The sequence below is a fragment of the Paraburkholderia sp. A1RI-2L genome (assembly GCF_048957375.1).
GTDB lineage: Bacteria > Pseudomonadota > Gammaproteobacteria > Burkholderiales > Burkholderiaceae > Paraburkholderia.
Genome location: NZ_JARBTA010000005.1, coordinates 151,219 through 166,968, shown reverse-complemented (window position 1 = coordinate 166,968; position 15,750 = coordinate 151,219). Strand labels below are relative to the sequence as shown.

Here is a 15,750-nt window from a genome sequence, read left to right as displayed (position 1 = left end):
TCCTCCTGAATGAAGAGGCCTGAGCAATTGCCGTTCCACGCCCTCCCGCGCCGCGCCGCCGCCGACGAAGGCTATCGCGCCTGCCCGGCGCGGCTGTGGCGCTGCGCTGCCGAACGTTGCGCGATCTCCTTGCGGCGCAGATAGCGGCCCAGCGCATAGCCCGCCGTGGAGCCATGCAGGATCACCGAAATCACGATCGCATCGAGCGCGGCGGGCAGCACCGCGCGCAGCGCATCGCCGGCCTGGCCGATCCCCCACAGCGCGTAGTAGAAGGCACCCACGCCGCGTATGCCCATCCATGCCATGAGACGACGCTGCTGGCCGTCCGCGTGCGCGCCGGTCATGGCGAGAAGCACGGCCACCGGCCGCGCGACGAACACGAGCGCGAGCGCGCAGAGCACCGCATGCGGCGCGAGCATCGCGCGCCAGTGCGCAGACACCACGCAGCCGATGATCAGCAGAACGGAGCACTCGGCAAAGTGCTCGATCTCCCGCGTGAAGTCGGTCATGCCGGTGGCGAGCCAGGCGTGCGCGCGGCCGGGATCTTTCGCGACCTCGGTGCGCTCGCGCAGCTGCACGTTTTCGAGCGCCTGCGCGGGACGCTGCGCGCCGGTGGCGCGCAACTCCTCGTGACGCAGCGCGACGCCCGCGGCGAACACCGCCACGAAGGCGTAGGCGTGGAGCAGCAGCGCCACGCCATAGACCACCGACATGAGGCCGATCGCGATGAAGCCGTCGAGCCCCAGCGCCTCGCCGTATTGGGTCCGCAGATGCAGCACGAGCCGCACGCACAGCATGGCGAGGGCGACGCCGCTCAGCAGCGCGCCGGCCACGCCCCACACGAGCGAGCCGGCAAACGCCAAGGCGCTTTGCGTGCCGCTCGCCGGCACGCCGCACAACGCGAGGCCGAGCATGGCGAACGGCATGGCTGCGCCGTCGTTCAGGCCGCCCTCGCCCGACAGCGCGAAGCGCACGGGCTCGGCGTCGCCGGCTTCGTGCACGCGCAGTTCGTTGGCCAGCACCGGATCGGTGGGCGCGAGCACGGCGGCGAGGAACAGCGCGACGCCTGGCGGCAGGCCGGTGGCCCAGCCAAACGCGAACATCAGCGCCACCGTGAGCACCATGGCCGGCACGCCCAGCCGCAGCGGCAAACGCCATAGCGGGTCGCGCAGCGGCACGCGCAGATGCATCCCCACCGAGAACAGCGAAATGACGAGCCCGGCCTCGGCGATCACGGCGATCACGACGAGCGTGTGCGCGTCCCGCACGAGGTCGGCATGCACGAGGCCGAGGCAGCCCGGCCCCACGACCACGCCCACCGCGAGATAGATCATGGCGCCCGTGAGCGGCAGCCGTCCAATCGGGCCGCGCGCGAGCGCCACGAACATCAGCAGCACTCCGACGAGCAAGAACCACAGTGCTTGTTCCGTCATCGGGCGGCGCCGGCCCCGCCTGGCTTGCCGGCTGGCGCGCCGGGGGCGGAACCGTCATGCAGGCGCGCCCGGGTCCAGCCGGGCGCGCCGCCGTGCACGAGATGGGCGTGCTTCATCAGCGCCGCAAAGCGCCGAACAGCAGACTGACGATAAACAGGACAACGAAGACAAGGAACAGGATCTTGGCGATGCTCGCCGCGCCAGCAGCGATGCCGCCAAACCCGAAGATAGCCGCGATCACGGCAATGATGAAAAACACGACGGCGTAATAAAGCATTGTCGGCTCCTGAATGGCGCGTCACCCGGCGCGCTGGACGGCAACAAACTCCGCCAGGACGCACGAGCCCGCGCTCGACACGGTCACGCCTGCCCTCATGCAATGCCCGTGCCGGCCGCTGCCCGAAGACTCGCGCCGCTGCGCCAGCGCAGTCCCGCGCGCCACGCGCCGCGCCGTGCCCGGCACGCCCGTAAGGCGCGTTTCAAGCATTACGCGTAATGGCTACAAATGGGGTCCGGCGCTTGCCTGCGTGCCGATTCTGGCCGGACGACGCGGATCCGGCGTGCGCGTCGGCGTGGCATCGCTGTTGCTGCTCTGCGTCCGGGCCGAGACCACGAGGAGGAGTCCGCCATGAGCATGACGAACACGAAGCGCCGTCTGGGCAACTGGATGCCGCAAGAGGAGCAAGCCGCTGCACGAGCGCGCCTGCAAATCGCCGCCGCCGCGCGCGAACGCTCGCGCAGTGCACCGGCGGCCCCAGTCGTTCGCCAGCTTGCGGAACTCGTTCAGCGCGATGCCGTGCTGCGCATGAATCTCTCGCGAGCGATCGACGACGCGCTGGCCAGAGGGTACGAGCTCGGCTACACCGATGTCGACGAGTTGATGACCATCGTCGATTATCTGGCGAGCTATGCACCGCCCTTCGATGCGCAAGTGCCTTTGGCGACACCGCTGAACCTCGTGCTCGACTGGCCGATGTGCATGCCTTCCGGCTACGCCGTGTTTCGCGACCCTGCGTTCAACGCGCAGTTGCGGCACGTGCTCGAATGCTGGTGCGGCTTTCTTTCCGGGCCGCATTCGCGCACGCACCTCACGACCGACGCGCCGCATGGCTGGTTCTGCGACGCCGCGCAGCGCAAGATGGGCCTCGCCGACTACCGTTGCGACCGCTCCGAGCCCCATTGGGGATTCGCCTCGTGGAACGACTTCTTCACGCGCCGGCTGCGCCCGGGCGCGCGGCCCGTGGAGGAGCCCGCGAATCCGGCAGTGATCGTCAACGCGTGCGAAGCGTCGCCCTACGACGTGCGCGACAACTGCCGGCTGCGCGAGCGCTTCTGGATCAAGACGCAGCCGTATTCGCTGCGCGACATGCTCGCCGGCAGCGCAACGGAGATCGTGCAGCGCTTTTCGGGGGCTTGCGTGTATCAGGGCTATCTGAGCGCGTTCAACTATCACCGCTGGCACGCGCCGGTCTCCGGAACGATCGTGCAGGCCGGCAACGTGAGCGGCACCTACTACTCCGCGCTGGAAGCCGAAGGCGCCGATGCGCGCGGCCTCAACGATTCGCAGGGCTATACGACCGCCGTGGCGGCGCGCGCCGTGATCGTGATCGAAGCGGACGAGCCCGCCATCGGCATGGTCGCCTGCGTCTTCGTGGGCATGGCGGAGGTATCGTCGTGCCGCATCGTCGCCTCGACCGGACAGCATGTCGCCAAGGGCGACGAGCTCGGGTTCTTTCAATACGGCGGAAGTACTTACTGTCTGATCTTTCAGCCCGATGTGATCCGGGAGTTTTCGGTCAAGCCGCCGTACCGGGACAATGTCGCGCCCCTCAAAGTCAACACGAGACTCGCGCTAGCCGGAGTCTGAGTCCGGCTAGCGCCCCATGTTCGTGCGCGGTGCATGAGGGCGTGTTGCGCGGCGTGTGTTGCGCGGCGTGTGTTGCGCGGCGTGTGTTGCGCAACGTTCGCGGCACGGCCCATGCAACCGCCTTGAACAAGCCAACCCAATCCGCGAGGAAGCGCCATGTCCGAGAACCGCCCCACCCCGCCACTGCCCGGCCAGCAGCAAGACCGCACGCCGGGACGCACCGCCCCCATGCATCCGCAACCCGATCACGGCGAAAAGAGCTATCGCGGCTCGGACCGTCTCGCCGGCAAGGTCGCGCTCGTTACGGGCGGCGACAGCGGCATCGGCCGGGCAGTCTGCATTGCCTTTGCGCGCGAAGGCGCCGATGTCGCCATTGCCTATCTCGACGAACACGACGATGCCCAGGAAACCGCACGCTGGGTCGAGGACGCCGGACGGCGCTCGCTGCTGCTGCCCGGCGACGTGCGCGAGCGCGCCTGGTGCCGCGAGCTCGTGCGCACGACCGTGAGCACCTTCGGCAAGCTCGATGTGCTCGTGAACAACGCGGCGTACCAGATGACGCACGAATCGCCCGAATCGATCAGCGACGAAGAATGGGACCGCACCTTCGATATCAACATCGGCGCGATGTTCCGCATTTCGCGCGAAGCGCTCGCCCACATGAAGGCCGGCGGCTCGATCATCAACACCGCCTCGATCAACGCCGACAAACCCAAGCCCACGCTGCTCGCCTACGCGGCCACCAAGGGTGCGATCCAGAACTTCACGGGCGGCCTCGCGCAGCTCGTGGCCGAACGCGGCGTTCGCGTGAACTGCGTGGCGCCAGGACCGATCTGGACGCCGCTGATTCCCTCGACCATGCCGCCGGAACAGGTGGGCGAATTCGGCGCGGCCACGCCGATGAAGCGCCCCGGACAGCCCGCCGAACTCGCGGGCGCCTATGTGCTGCTGGCCTCGTGCGAAGGCAGCTACATCTCGGGCGCGACGCTGGCCGTGACGGGCGGCACGCCGTTGATTTGAACGTTGATGCACGCGAGGCAAAAGGAGAACCGCATGAAGGAGCAAAAGATCACCCGGGTCCATGAAGTCATGTCGCGCCACGTCGTGAGCGTCGAACCCGAGACCACCATCCAGCGCGCCGCCGAGCTGATGGCGCAGCACGACATCGGCGCTCTGCCGGTCTGCAACGCGAAGCGCATCGTCGGCATGGTGACGGACCGCGACCTCGCCTTGCGCGCGCTCGGCGAAGGCCGCGCGCCCATGGAGCCCATCGCGGGCGTGGCGACCTCGGGCGTCGAGTGGTGCTACGACGACGAGAATATCGACATCGTGCAGCGGCGCATGGCCGAAGCGCAGGTCCGGCGTCTGCCCGTCGTGAATCACGAGCGCGAGCTGGTGGGCGCGCTGTCGCTCGGCGACATCGCCACGCGCTGCGACGGCGTGCAGCGCGAGCGTCTTGCCAATACGCTCGAAGACATCTCGCAGCGGCGCATCGGCTAAGACGGCGTCGATGCCGGGCCGGACGGCACCGATATCGCATAACGCACGTGATGAGGCGCGGGGTCGAGTGTCAAGCTCGCGCCCGCCTCGCGCAACAGCGCTTCGAGGTGCGCGAGCGCGGCGTCGTCGAGCGGCGCGGGCCGCGCGCCGCCCTCCACGCATAGCAGCACGGCGCCGTCGCGACGCCGCGCGCCGAGCTGCGTGACATGCGCGCCATGCGCCTCGCGCGCCTCGTTCGTCGCGAGCAGGGCGAGCGCCTGGTACAGGGCATCGCCGCTCACGGGGCTCACCGAGAAACCCGGCTGCGGCTGCGGCGCAAGCGCCACCGCGGCGCCCGCTTCGGACTCGCGTACGCGCGCGGCGACCCGCTCGAGCAGCGCCGTCACATCGAGCGGCGCCGCCGCGACGCGGCGCTCCGCCTGCTCGAGGTCGTCCTGCTGCCATTGCATCGCCCACATCTTCGCGTAGACGCCCTCGCGCGCGAGCAGCGCGTCGTGGCGGCCGCGCTCGACGATGCGGCCGTGCTCCATCACGAGAATCACGTCGGCATCGACGATGGTCGAGAGCCGGTGCGCGACCACGATGGTCGTGCGGCCGCGCGCAAGCCGCTTGAGTTCGTCCTGGATCGCGCGCTCGGAACGCGTGTCGAGCGCCGAGGTGGCCTCGTCGAATACCATCACGCGCGGGTTCTTGAGGATGGCGCGCGCAATCGCGATGCGCTGGCGCTCGCCGCCGGAAAGGCGCACGCCGCGCTCGCCCACGCGCGTGTCGTAGTGATCGGGCAGGCGCTCGATCAGCTCGTCGAGCTGGGCGGCCCGCGCGGCGCGCACGACATCGGCGCGCGTCGCATCGGGCCGGCCATAGGCGATGTTGTAGGCAATGGTTTCGTTGAACAGCACGGTGTCCTGCGGCACGATGCCGATGACCGCGTGCAGGCTCGCCAGCGTGCCGTTCGCGATGTCCTGGCCGTCGAGCGTGATGGTGCCGCGCTGGGGCCGGTAAAAACGGAATAGCAGCTTGATCAAGGTCGATTTTCCCGACCCGCTGCCGCCCACTACGGCCACCTTCTGCCCCGGCGCCGCCGTGAACGCGAGGTCGTGCAGCACCGGGCGGCCGTCCTCGTAGCCGAAATCGACATGATGCAAGGCCAGCTCTCCCTCGCGCACCACGAGCGCACGCGCGCCCGGCAGGTCTTCGTCCTCGCCGGGCGTGCCGCGAACACTGAGGATCGCAAACAGCCGCTCGACGTCGACCAGCGCGTCGTTAGCCTCGCGAAAGACAAAGCCCAGCGTATTGAGCGGCGCACAGACCTGAATGATGTAGGCGTTCACGAGAATGAGATCGCCGATCGTCATGGTTGCCGTCGCCACGTGAAGGACCGAGATCAGCATGACGGCCCCGATGCCCGCCGCCACAACGCCGCTTTGGGCCACGTGCAGCGCGGTCAGCGCGCGCTGGTTCGCGAGCCGCGCCTGCACCCATTCGTCGAGCACGCTCGCGAGCCGCGCCACCTCGTGCTGCCCGGTCGAGAAATATTTCACGGTGTCGTGATTGAGCAGGCTGTCCACGAGGCGGCCGTCCACGCGCGCTTCGAGCGCGTTCACGGCACGCTGGAACAAGAGGCGCTTGCGCGTAAAGATTGCCGTGCAAAGCGCGTAGCAGGCAAAAGTGCCGGCAATGGCGAGCAGGAATGCCCGGTCGTAATGACCGGCGACGATCGCCACCACGAGGGCGATTTCGAAGAACGTCGGCAGCACCGAAAAAAGCGCGGTGCCTAACAGAAAGCCGACACCGTCCGCGCCCTTTTGCACGTCGCGCACGATTGCGCCGGTTTCGCGCTGCGCATGAAAGCGCGCGCCCAGCCGGTGCAAATGCGCGAACGTGCGCTCGCGCAGCGACGCCACCGCGCGCTGCACCACGATGCTGAAGGCCACGTCGCGCGCCTCGCCGAGCGCGTCCGACACGAAACGCAGCAATGCATAGGCGAGCGCGAGCAGCACCGGCGCCATCGCGAGCGAGCGTGCCTCCCCGAGCTGGTCGATCAGCTGCTTGAGGACGAGCGGCACCGCTACCGCGCCAAGCCGCGCCAGAATCATCAGGGCCGTCGCGGCCGCCGTCGCGCGCCGGTGCCGCCACAGCGCCGCGCCGAGCATGCGCGCGATACGCATGCGCACGGCGCGCCGGCCCGATGGTGGCTCGTTCATCGCTCACCTCCCTTCGCTTTTCGCTCGCCTCTGGCTCATCGCGGCGTGCAAACCGCGGACCCGCATGCCATCGCGCGTCGATGCGGCGCACTTACATGCGCTTGTAAAACTCGCCATGTTTCGCGGCGCCGTGATGTCCCCAGCGGGCGAGACCGACCGCCATACGCCTGAACGTCGCGCAAACGCGCCCCGCCCCCGATATTTCGCACCCGAAACGTTGGCACAGCACGTGCATAGCGTGTTGCATCCGCTGCAACATTCGCGGCGCCGATCGACAGCGCGTCGTTCGCCCACTCCTAACGAAGGATGACTAATGAAAATCGCACTGGTCAGTGAACACGCGTCGCCTCTCGCGCTCGCAGGCGGCGTGGATGCCGGCGGACAGAACATTTACGTGGCGCATGTCGCGCGCCAGCTGCTGCGCGCCGGCCATCAGGTCGACGTGTTCACGCGACGCGACCGCGCGCTCCTGCCGCCCATCTCGCAGATGGACGGCGTGCGCGTCATTCATGTGCCAGTCGGACCCGCCATGCAGTTGCCCAAGGAAAAGCTGTTGCCTCACATGCCGGCGTTCGCGGCGTTTCTCCTCGATTTTTGCCGCAAGGAGCGCCAATGCTACGACGTCATTCACGCGAACTTCTTCATGTCTGGACTCGCCGCCCTGGCGGTCAAGGACGCGTTGAAGGTGCCGCTCGTGATGACCTTCCACGCGCTCGGGCGCGTGCGCCGTCTGCATCAGGGCGCGAGCGACGGCTTTCCCGACGCGCGTTTCGCCATCGAGGACGAACTCGTGCGCCGCGCCGACTGCGTGGTGGCGGAGTGCCCGGCGGACCGCGACGATCTCATCGAGCACTATCGCGCCGACCCGGCCCGCATCGCGGTCATCGCCTGCGGGTTCGATCCCGGCGAGTTTTCGCCGCTCGACCCCGCCGAGGCGCGCCGGCGCCTCGGCTGGACGCCCGACGAATTCGCCGTGCTGCAGCTCGGCCGCCTCGTCGAGCGCAAGGGCATCGACAACGTCGTGCAGGGCGTGGCCGCGCTCGAAGCGCGCCATGGCGTGCGCGCACAGCTCTACGTGGTGGGCGGCGATGCGCAAACGCCCAACGAAATCGCCACGCCCGAGATCGCGCGGCTGCGCGACGTGGCGCGCCGCTGCGGCATCGAAGAGCGCGTGCGCTTCGTCGGCCGGCGCGAGCGCGCGCAACTGCGCGACTTCTATTGCGCCGCCGACGTATTCGTCACCACGCCCTGGTACGAGCCGTTCGGCATCACCCCAGTGGAAGCGATGGCCTGTGCGACGCCCGTGATCGGCGCGGAGGTGGGCGGCATCCGCCACACCGTGCGCCACGGCGAGACCGGCTGGCTCGTGCCGCCGCGCGATCCCGTGGCGCTCGCCGCGCGGCTGCGCGATATCCATGCCGATCCGGCCCAGGCGCGCGCCATGGGCGAAGCGGGCCGCGCGCGCGCCCAGGCGCATTTCACGTGGCGGCGGATCGGCCAGCAGCTCGAGGCGCTTTACGCCCGGCTGGCCGGCGCGCCCGCCGCGCAAGGCGAACACGAGCGAATGGTTGCGAACGCGCGCGCGGCGAGCCTGCGCGCGTTCGGCTGAACGCCGGCTCGAACGTCAGGAGGAGACGCCCATGCAAGCCCGCTCACGTCACCCGCTGCGGCCCGCCGTCTTTCTCGACAAGGACGGTCCGCTGCTCGAAAACGTGCCTTACAACGTCGATCCGAAACAGATGCGCTTCGCACCCGGCGCGGCCGAGGCGCTCGCCCTCTTCGGCCGCACGCGCTTGCGCCTGATCGTCGTGAGCAACCAGCGCGGGGTCGCGCTCGGGCATTTCCCGCGTGCGGCGCTGCTGCGCGTGGAAACGCATCTGCGCCGCATGTTCGCCAGCTGCGGGGCGGTGCTGGACGCCGCCTATTGGTGCCCGCACGATCCGGCGGGCAGCGTCGCGCCTTACGCGTGCCGCTGCGATTGCCACAAGCCCGAGCCCGGACTGCTGCTGCGCGCGAGCAGCGAGTACCGTATCGACCTCGAACGCAGCTGGATGATCGGCGACATTCTCGACGACGTGGAAGCGGGAAACCGCGCCGGCTGCCGCGCCATCCTCGCCGATTGCGGCAACGAGACCCAATGGCTGAGTGCGCCCGAGCGGCAGCCCTTCGCGATCGTCAAGAACCTGCACGAGGCGGCGCGGATCATCGTCGAGCGCCATGTCCGCGAAACCGGCTACGCGCGCGACCCGCAACCGGCGGCTCAGCCATGAACGGCGCCGCTTTCGCCATTGCGCCGCGCGAAGCCCACGCCCGCGCCCCGCGCGCGCGCTCCACCTGCGCGCCGTGGCACGACGAGGTCAAGCGCATTCTCGCCGTGCGGCTCGATCATCTCGGCGACGTGCTGATGACCACGCCCGCGCTGCGCGCATTGCGCGACAGCGCCGGCGCGCGGCACATCACGCTGCTTGCGTCGCCGGCGGGCGCCGCCATCGCGCGCCATCTGCCCGACGTGGACGAGGTGATCGAATACGACGCGCCGTGGACGAACGGTGAGCGCATCACGACCGGGGCCGGCGCCATCGACGACGCCCTGCTCGCGCGGCTGCGCGCGGGCCGCTTCGACGCGGCGGCCATCTTCACGGTCTACAGCCAGAATCCGCTGCCGGCCGCGACCCTGTGCTTTCTCGCCGGCATCGAGCGCCGCCTTGCGCACTGCCGCGAGAATCCCTACGCGCTGCTGACCCACTGGCTGCCCGAGCGCGAGCCGCACGCCGGCGTGCGCCACGAGGTCGAGCGCCAGCTCGCGCTGGTGCGCAGCGTGGGCGCCGAAAGCGACGACGCGCGCATGCGCGTGCGCGTGGATGCCGGCGCGCGCGCCACGCTCGCCCGCAAGCAGCGCGAGCGCGGCGTGGAACCGGCTCGGAGCTGGATCGTCGTGCATCCGGGCGCGAGCGCGGCATCGCGCCGCTATCCCGCCGCGCTGCATGCCGAGGCGATCGACTTGCTCGCGCCGTTCATTAGCGATCCTGTTTTGTTGACCGGCAGCGCGGCAGAAGCGGCACTGACGCGCGACGTCGCCAGCTTCGTGCAACCCGCGGCGCAGCTGCGGCTCGTGGACCTCGCAGGCGCGCTCACGCTCGGCGAGTTCATTGCGCTGCTCGACTCGGCGTCGCTGCTGATCGCCAACAACAGCGGGCCCGTGCATCTGGCCGCCGCGCTCGGCACGCCGGTCGTCGATCTGTACGCGCTCACGAATCCGCAGCACACACCGTGGATGACGCCTCACCGCGTGCTCTATCACGACGTGCCGTGCCGCTGGTGCTATCGCGGCGACTGCCCCGAGGGCCATCACGCGTGCCTGCGCGGCGTGCCGCCGTGCGAGGTCGCACAGGCCGCGCGCGAGCTGCTCGGGCACGCGGCCGCCGCGCCGCCTGGGCCGCCCCCACCGCTTGCACCGATCATGCCGATCACGCCGAGCTAGCCAACCCGCCGATTCCGCCAAGGGAGCCCCTCATGTACACACTGGGAATCAACGCCGTCTATCACGACAGCGCCGCCGCTCTGGTGCGCGATGGCGTCGTGATTGCCGCCGCCGAGGACGAGCGCTTCACGCACGTCAAGCATGCCAAGCGCCCGGTGCCGTTCTCGACATGGCAACTGCCGTTCGACGCCATCGACGCGTGCCTGAAAGAGGCCGGCATCCTGCTCGCCGACGTCGATCACGTGGCGTACTCGTACGACCCCGCATGCTTTCCGGACATGTCCGGAAATCGGCCCGACACCCGTCCCGACACCATCGCGCTGCCGCTCGACCCGGCGCGCGTCGGGCCGCACGCCTCGCCCTGGGACCCGCTCCTGTTCGCCTACGTGGTGAACGCCAAAGCGCAGCTGCTCGACGGCGCGCCCCATCATCTGCGCAAGCGTTTTGCCGGCGTGGACCGCGAGCACGGCCTCGCCTGGCACAATGTCGAGCACCATCTCGCCCACGAGGCCAGCGCCTTTCTCGCGTGCCCCTTCGACGACACCGCCGTGCTCACCATGGACGGCCGCGGCGAACGCGTGACCACCAGCCTCGGCGAATTCCGCAACGGCGTCTACAAGCGCCTGAGCCAGGTCGAGCTGCCGCATTCGCTCGGCTTGCTCTACGAAGCGGTCACGGGCTGGCTGGGCTTTCTGCACTCCTCGGACGAGTACAAGGTCATGGCGCTCGCCTCGTTCGGCGAGCCGCGCTATCTCGACGACTTCCGCGAAATCCTCCAGTACTGCGGCGGCGGCCGCTACACAGTGGCCGAGCCGCGCCTCGTCGAGCGCTTCGGCGCGCCGCGCGAGCGCGGCGGCCCGCTGGAGCCGCGCCATTTCGACATTGCGGCGTCGCTGCAGCGCGCGCTCGAGGAGACCGTGCTGAAGATGGCGCAATGGCTGCGCAGCGCGACCGAGCTTCCCGCGCTCTCGATGGCGGGCGGCGTGGCGCTCAATTGCGTGATGAATTCGGTGCTGCGCGATCGCGGCCCGTTCGACGATGTCTGGGTGCAGCCCGCCGCCGGCGACGCGGGCACCGCCCTCGGCGCGGCGCTATGGACCGACTACCGGCTGCGCAGCGAAGCCTCGCAGGCCGCGGGCGGCCCGCCCGCCGAACGGCGCTGGCACATGGACCATGCGTATCTGGGCCCATCGTTCGACGACCGAAGCATCGAGGACTTCCTGCGCTGGTCGAAAGCGCCCTACCGGCGCCTCGAAAACGTCGCCGAGGAAGCCGCCGAACTGCTCGCCGACGGCAAGGTGATCGGCTGGTACCAGGGCCGCTCGGAATTCGGCCCGCGCGCGCTGGGCGCGCGCTCGATTCTGGCCTCGCCGGTGGACGCCGCCATGCAGGCGAAGCTCAACGAGATCAAGGACCGCGAGGACTTCCGGCCGGTGGCGCCGGTCGTGCTCGAAGAATGCGCCGGCCAGTGGTTCGTGGGCGCGCGGCGCGCGCCGTTCATGCTGTTCATCTTCGACGTGCAGCCCGACAAGGCGTGGCGTATTCCCGCCGTGCGTCACGTGGACGGCACCGCGCGCGTGCAGACCGTGAACCGCGATCAACACGCGCTCTATTACGACCTGATCGCGGCCTTCGGCAAACGCACCGGCGTGCCGGTGCTCGTCAATACCTCGTTCAACACGCGCGGCGAGCCGATGGTGAACACCCCGCGCGATGCGCTCGAATCGTTCTGGACTTCGCCGCTCGACGCGCTCGTGATCGGGCCGTTTCTCGTGCTCAAGGACGATGGCCGCGCCGGGGCGCTTGCCGGTTCGGAAACGGCGGCGCAGGGCGATTCGCAAACGGCGGCACAAACGGCGGCACAAACGGCGGCGCAGACGGCAGGGCAAACCGACTCGCAAGCCGCGATGCATGCCGCTTCACAAACCGCTTCACAACCCGCACAACAGCCCGCGGCGCAAACCGGGGACCGGCCATGAAGCCCGACGATATCGAGTTGCGCGAATCGCGCAGCATCGGCGCGCCGGAGCCGGGGTTCGGCGGCTATCCCGGCGCGCTGCTCGCGCATATGCGCATCTCGGTGGTGGTGCCGACGTACCGCCGCCCGGAGCTGCTCGAACGGTGCCTCGGCGCGCTGTGCGCCCAGGACCTCGAGCCCGCCGACTACGAGATCATCGTCTGCGACGATGGCCCCGAAGCGGCCACGCGCGCATCGGTCGAGCGCACCGCCGCGCTCCATGCGCGGCGCGGCCTCGCGATCCGCTACGTGCCCGTGCATGAAACCCAGGGTCCGGCTGCCGCGCGCAATGCGGGATGGCGCGCGGCGCGCGCGCCCTGCCTCGCCTTCACCGACGACGACACGCTGCCCCAGCCGGGCTGGCTGCGCGCCGGTCTTGCCGCGCTAGAACATGCACCGGCGGCGGCGGGCCGCATCGTCGTGCCGCTCGGCGCCGCGCCCAGCGACTACGAGCGCGACGCGAGCGGCCTCGCGCAGGCCGAATTCGCGACCGCCAACGCATTCGTGCGGCACGAGGCGCTGGCCGCGCTCGGCGGCTTCGACGAACGCTTCACGAGCGCGTGGCGCGAAGACTCCGACCTGCACTTCGCGCTGCTGCGCGCCGGCGCGCGGATCGCGCGCGCCGAAGACGCCGTGGTCGTGCATCCCGTGCGCCCCGCGCGCTGGGGCGCGAGTCTCGCGCAACAGCGCAAGAGCCGCTTCGAGGCGCTGCTGTTCCGCAAGCACCCCGCGCTCTATCGCGAGCGCATCGGCGCGTGGCCCCCGTTGCTGTACTACGCGGTGCTGGCTTGCGTACTCGCGCTGCTGGTCTCGCTCGCAGCGGGCGCGCACCATGCCGCGCTCGCCAGCCTGGCCGCGTGGCTCGGGCTCACCGGTGCGTTTTGCGCGCGCCGCCTGCGCACGACGCGCCGCGACCCGGGACATGTGCTGGAAATGATCTGGACGTCGCTATGGATTCCTTTCCTTTCCATCTACTGGCGGCTCCACGGGGCCGTCCGCTACCGCACATGGTTTCTCTGATGGCGAACTTCATCGATACGCTGCGCCCCCGCCGCATTGTCGTCTTTCGCGCCTTGCAGCTTGGCGACATGCTCTGCTGCGTGCCCGCGCTGCGTGCCTTGCGCGCGGCCTGCCCGCATGCGCACATCGCACTGGTCGGCTTGCCCTGGGCGCAGACGTTCGTCGCGCGCTATCCGATGCTGATCGACGAGTTCATCGCCTTTCCGGGGGCGCGCGGCTTTCCCGAGCAGTCCGAAGAAGAACGCGAGCTGCCGGCGTTCTGTGATGCCATGCGGGCGCGCAATGCCGATCTGGCAATCCAGTTGCATGGCAGCGGCGGCGTGGCGAACGCGCTCGTGCGCGCCTTCGGCGCCCGCGCCATGGCCGGCTTCTGCCAACCCGGCGAAACCCCGCCGCCGGGCTGCTTTCTGCCCTGGCCGGACGTGCTGCCCGAGCCGCAGCGCTATCTCGCGCTGCTGCATGCAGCGGGCGTGAGGGGACCTGCGTTGCGCGACGACACGCTCTGGTTCCCCCTCCGCAGCGAAGACCACGACGCCTGTGCCGCCATCATGAGCCGCTACCGGCTCGATCCCGCGCGCCTCGTGCTCGTTCATCCCGGTGCGCAGCTGCCTTCGCGGCGCTGGCCCGCCGAACGCTTCGCCGAGGTAGCCGATGCACTCGCGCTCGAAGGCTGGCAGATCGCCGTGACCGGCACCCAGCGCGAGCGCCCGCTCACCGCGAGCGTGCTGGGCGCGATGACGCAAACCGCGCGGCATCTCGCCGGCGATACCACGCTCGGCGCGCTCGCCGCGCTCGTGGGGCTCGCGCGGCTGGTGGTATGCAACGACACCGGCATCTCGCACGTGGCAGCGGCCATGCGCACGCCCAGCGTGGTGATCGCGTCGGGCAGCGACACGCGGCGCTGGGCGCCGCTCGACCACGCGCTCCACCGCGTGATCGCCGACTGGCCCGCCTGCCGGCCCTGCATGTTCCATAGCTGCCCCTACGGCCACCCCTGCGCGCTCAATGTCGCGAGCAGCGAGGTCGCGGCCATCGCATTCGGGCAACTGAGCATGCCGGCGCGCGATCCCGTGGACGCTGCTGCGCAACGCGCGGGCGAATGCGGCAGCCCGCGCAGTGCGAACGCCCGCGCGAACGCGAATGCGAGCGAGAGCGCGAGCTCAGCCGGCGGCGCGAACGCGCCCCTGCGCCAGGCTGCAAGGCCGCTGCGCGAGAGGAGCGCCCCGTCATGCTGATGCATCGAACGAAACCGCTGCGCGTGCTCACGTGGCACGTGCATGGCAATTACCTCTACTACCTCACGCAGGCGCCCCACGAATTCCACGTGGTCACGAAGCCAGGCCGGCCGCCGGGCTACGCAGGCCGCTCGGGCGTGCTGCCGTGGGGCAACAATGTCCACGAAGTGAGCGCCGAAGACCTGGCCTCGCGCGAATTCGACGTGATCGTCTACCAGCAGCGCAGCCACTGGGAGACGGATCGCCTGAACCTGCTCAGCGAGGCGCAGCGGCGCTTGCCGCAGGTCTATATCGAGCACGATCCGCCGCAGGAAGCGCCGTTCGCGCAACGCCACTGGGTGGACGATCCCAACGCGCTGCTCGTGCACGTGACCGCGTTCAACCAGCTGATGTGGGACAGCGGCGCGACACCCGCGCGCGTGATCGAGCACGGCGTGCTCGTGCCGGAGCACGCGCGCTATACGGGCGGGACGCCGCGCGGCATCGTGGTCGTCAACCATCTGCGCGAGCGCGGCCGGCGCCTCGGCGCGGACATCTTCGACACGGTGCGCCGCGAAGTTCCGCTCGACCTGGCCGGCATGGATGCGCGCAGCCTCGGCGGCCTCGGCGAAATCGCCAATCCGGAGTTGCCCGGCTTCATGGCGCGCTACCGCTTCTTTTTCAACCCGATCCGCTGGACCAGTCTCGGGCTCGCAATCGTCGAGGCCATGACGGTGGGACTGCCCATCGTCGGACTCGCCACCACGGAGCTGGCAAGCGTGATCCGCGACGGCGAGAACGGCTTCGTCGACACCCGCACGGCGCGCCTCGTCCAGTGCATGCGGACCCTCATCGACGACCCCGCGCTGGCCCGCCAACTTGGCGACGCCGCGCGCCGCACCGCGCGCGAGCGCTTTGGCATCGCGCGCTTCGCCCGCGACTGGGATCTGGCGCTGCGCGAAGTCGCGGCATGAAGCACGCGCGCCGGCAAACCGGCAAACCGTCAAAGGAGCC

Annotated in this window: 13 protein-coding genes; 10 read left to right on the top strand and 3 right to left on the bottom strand. The window is 69.7% G+C overall.

Features of this window, described 5'->3' with window-relative positions; genetic code table 11:
- Nucleotides 1–71: 71 nt before the first annotated feature.
- Both PWP93_RS33520 and PWP93_RS33515 read right to left on the bottom strand, forming a co-directional pair.
- Nucleotides 72–1,433: a cation:proton antiporter gene (locus PWP93_RS33520; protein ID WP_421047861.1), complete on the bottom strand. Its 1,362-nt coding sequence runs from the start codon at nucleotides 1,431–1,433 to the stop codon at nucleotides 72–74.
- A 115-nt stretch (nucleotides 1,434–1,548) separates the two neighbouring features.
- Nucleotides 1,549–1,710 carry a DUF1328 family protein gene (locus tag PWP93_RS33515; RefSeq protein ID WP_421025733.1) on the bottom strand — a complete coding sequence of 54 codons (162 nt, stop codon included), beginning with the start codon at nucleotides 1,708–1,710 and terminating at the stop codon, nucleotides 1,549–1,551.
- Between the two features lie 351 nt (nucleotides 1,711–2,061).
- Here PWP93_RS33515 and PWP93_RS33510 point away from each other — a divergent pair, with 351 nt between their 5' ends.
- From PWP93_RS33510 to PWP93_RS33500, 3 genes are all read left to right on the top strand, one after another.
- Entirely contained in the window at nucleotides 2,062–3,300 is a 1,239-nt protein-coding gene (locus tag PWP93_RS33510; protein ID WP_421047860.1) for a phosphatidylserine decarboxylase family protein, read from the top strand.
- A gap of 156 nt (nucleotides 3,301–3,456) precedes the next feature.
- Nucleotides 3,457–4,320 (top strand): SDR family oxidoreductase, encoded by an 864-nt coding sequence (locus PWP93_RS33505; RefSeq protein WP_421047859.1) that lies wholly within the window; start codon nucleotides 3,457–3,459, stop codon nucleotides 4,318–4,320.
- Between the two features lie 33 nt (nucleotides 4,321–4,353).
- Entirely contained in the window at nucleotides 4,354–4,800 is a 447-nt protein-coding gene (locus PWP93_RS33500) for a CBS domain-containing protein (protein WP_421047858.1), read from the top strand.
- On the opposite strand, the gene PWP93_RS33495 is transcribed toward PWP93_RS33500, so the two are convergent.
- A complete protein-coding gene (locus tag PWP93_RS33495; protein WP_421047857.1) occupies nucleotides 4,797–7,004 on the bottom strand; it encodes an ABCB family ABC transporter ATP-binding protein/permease in 2,208 nt (735 codons plus the stop codon). The two genes, PWP93_RS33500 and PWP93_RS33495, sit on opposite strands and share 4 nt — an antisense overlap.
- Nucleotides 7,005–7,317: 313 nt before the next feature.
- Here PWP93_RS33495 and PWP93_RS33490 point away from each other — a divergent pair, with 313 nt between their 5' ends.
- The 7 genes from PWP93_RS33490 to PWP93_RS33460 all read left to right on the top strand — a co-directional run bounded on the left by PWP93_RS33490 (nucleotide 7,318) and on the right by PWP93_RS33460 (nucleotide 15,710).
- Complete coding sequence (locus tag PWP93_RS33490) at nucleotides 7,318–8,613, top strand: glycosyltransferase family 4 protein (RefSeq protein ID WP_421047856.1); 1,296 nt, start codon at nucleotides 7,318–7,320, stop codon at nucleotides 8,611–8,613.
- Between the two features lie 31 nt (nucleotides 8,614–8,644).
- Complete coding sequence (locus tag PWP93_RS33485) at nucleotides 8,645–9,274, top strand: D-glycero-alpha-D-manno-heptose-1,7-bisphosphate 7-phosphatase (protein WP_421025739.1); 630 nt, start codon at nucleotides 8,645–8,647, stop codon at nucleotides 9,272–9,274.
- Entirely contained in the window at nucleotides 9,271–10,485 is a 1,215-nt protein-coding gene (locus PWP93_RS33480) for a glycosyltransferase family 9 protein (RefSeq protein ID WP_421047855.1), read from the top strand. Before PWP93_RS33485 ends, PWP93_RS33480 begins: the two co-directional genes overlap by 4 nt.
- 32 nt (nucleotides 10,486–10,517) lie before the next feature.
- On the top strand, nucleotides 10,518–12,464 hold the full coding sequence (locus tag PWP93_RS33475) for a carbamoyltransferase (RefSeq protein WP_421047854.1): 1,947 nt from the start codon (nucleotides 10,518–10,520) through the stop codon (nucleotides 12,462–12,464).
- Nucleotides 12,465–12,553: 89 nt separating this feature from the next.
- Nucleotides 12,554–13,522 carry a glycosyltransferase family 2 protein gene (locus PWP93_RS33470; protein ID WP_421048077.1) on the top strand — a complete coding sequence of 323 codons (969 nt, stop codon included), beginning with the start codon at nucleotides 12,554–12,556 and terminating at the stop codon, nucleotides 13,520–13,522.
- A complete protein-coding gene (locus PWP93_RS33465) occupies nucleotides 13,522–14,757 on the top strand; it encodes a glycosyltransferase family 9 protein (RefSeq protein WP_421047853.1) in 1,236 nt (411 codons plus the stop codon). The genes PWP93_RS33470 and PWP93_RS33465 overlap by 1 nt, the downstream gene beginning before the upstream one ends.
- Nucleotides 14,754–15,710, top strand: a complete 957-nt coding sequence (locus tag PWP93_RS33460) for a glycosyltransferase family 4 protein (RefSeq protein ID WP_421048076.1) — start codon at nucleotides 14,754–14,756, stop codon at nucleotides 15,708–15,710. Before PWP93_RS33465 ends, PWP93_RS33460 begins: the two co-directional genes overlap by 4 nt.
- The last annotated feature ends 40 nt before the right edge of the window (nucleotides 15,711–15,750 follow it).

What these genes read in the sequence shown, in the direction of transcription:
- PWP93_RS33520 (WP_421047861.1), bottom strand. Translation starts at nt 1,433, where the DNA reads ATGACGGAACAAGCACTGTGGTTCTTGCTCGTCGGAGTGCTGCTGATG.
- PWP93_RS33515 (WP_421025733.1), bottom strand. Translation starts at nt 1,710, where the DNA reads ATGCTTTATTACGCCGTCGTGTTTTTCATCATTGCCGTGATCGCGGCT.
- PWP93_RS33510 (WP_421047860.1), top strand. Translation starts at nt 2,062, where the DNA reads ATGAGCATGACGAACACGAAGCGCCGTCTGGGCAACTGGATGCCGCAA.
- PWP93_RS33505 (WP_421047859.1), top strand. Translation starts at nt 3,457, where the DNA reads ATGTCCGAGAACCGCCCCACCCCGCCACTGCCCGGCCAGCAGCAAGAC.
- PWP93_RS33500 (WP_421047858.1), top strand. Translation starts at nt 4,354, where the DNA reads ATGAAGGAGCAAAAGATCACCCGGGTCCATGAAGTCATGTCGCGCCAC.
- PWP93_RS33495 (WP_421047857.1), bottom strand. Translation starts at nt 7,004, where the DNA reads ATGAACGAGCCACCATCGGGCCGGCGCGCCGTGCGCATGCGTATCGCG.
- PWP93_RS33490 (WP_421047856.1), top strand. Translation starts at nt 7,318, where the DNA reads ATGAAAATCGCACTGGTCAGTGAACACGCGTCGCCTCTCGCGCTCGCA.
- PWP93_RS33485 (WP_421025739.1), top strand. Translation starts at nt 8,645, where the DNA reads ATGCAAGCCCGCTCACGTCACCCGCTGCGGCCCGCCGTCTTTCTCGAC.
- PWP93_RS33480 (WP_421047855.1), top strand. Translation starts at nt 9,271, where the DNA reads ATGAACGGCGCCGCTTTCGCCATTGCGCCGCGCGAAGCCCACGCCCGC.
- PWP93_RS33475 (WP_421047854.1), top strand. Translation starts at nt 10,518, where the DNA reads ATGTACACACTGGGAATCAACGCCGTCTATCACGACAGCGCCGCCGCT.
- PWP93_RS33470 (WP_421048077.1), top strand. Translation starts at nt 12,554, where the DNA reads ATGCGCATCTCGGTGGTGGTGCCGACGTACCGCCGCCCGGAGCTGCTC.
- PWP93_RS33465 (WP_421047853.1), top strand. Translation starts at nt 13,522, where the DNA reads ATGGCGAACTTCATCGATACGCTGCGCCCCCGCCGCATTGTCGTCTTT.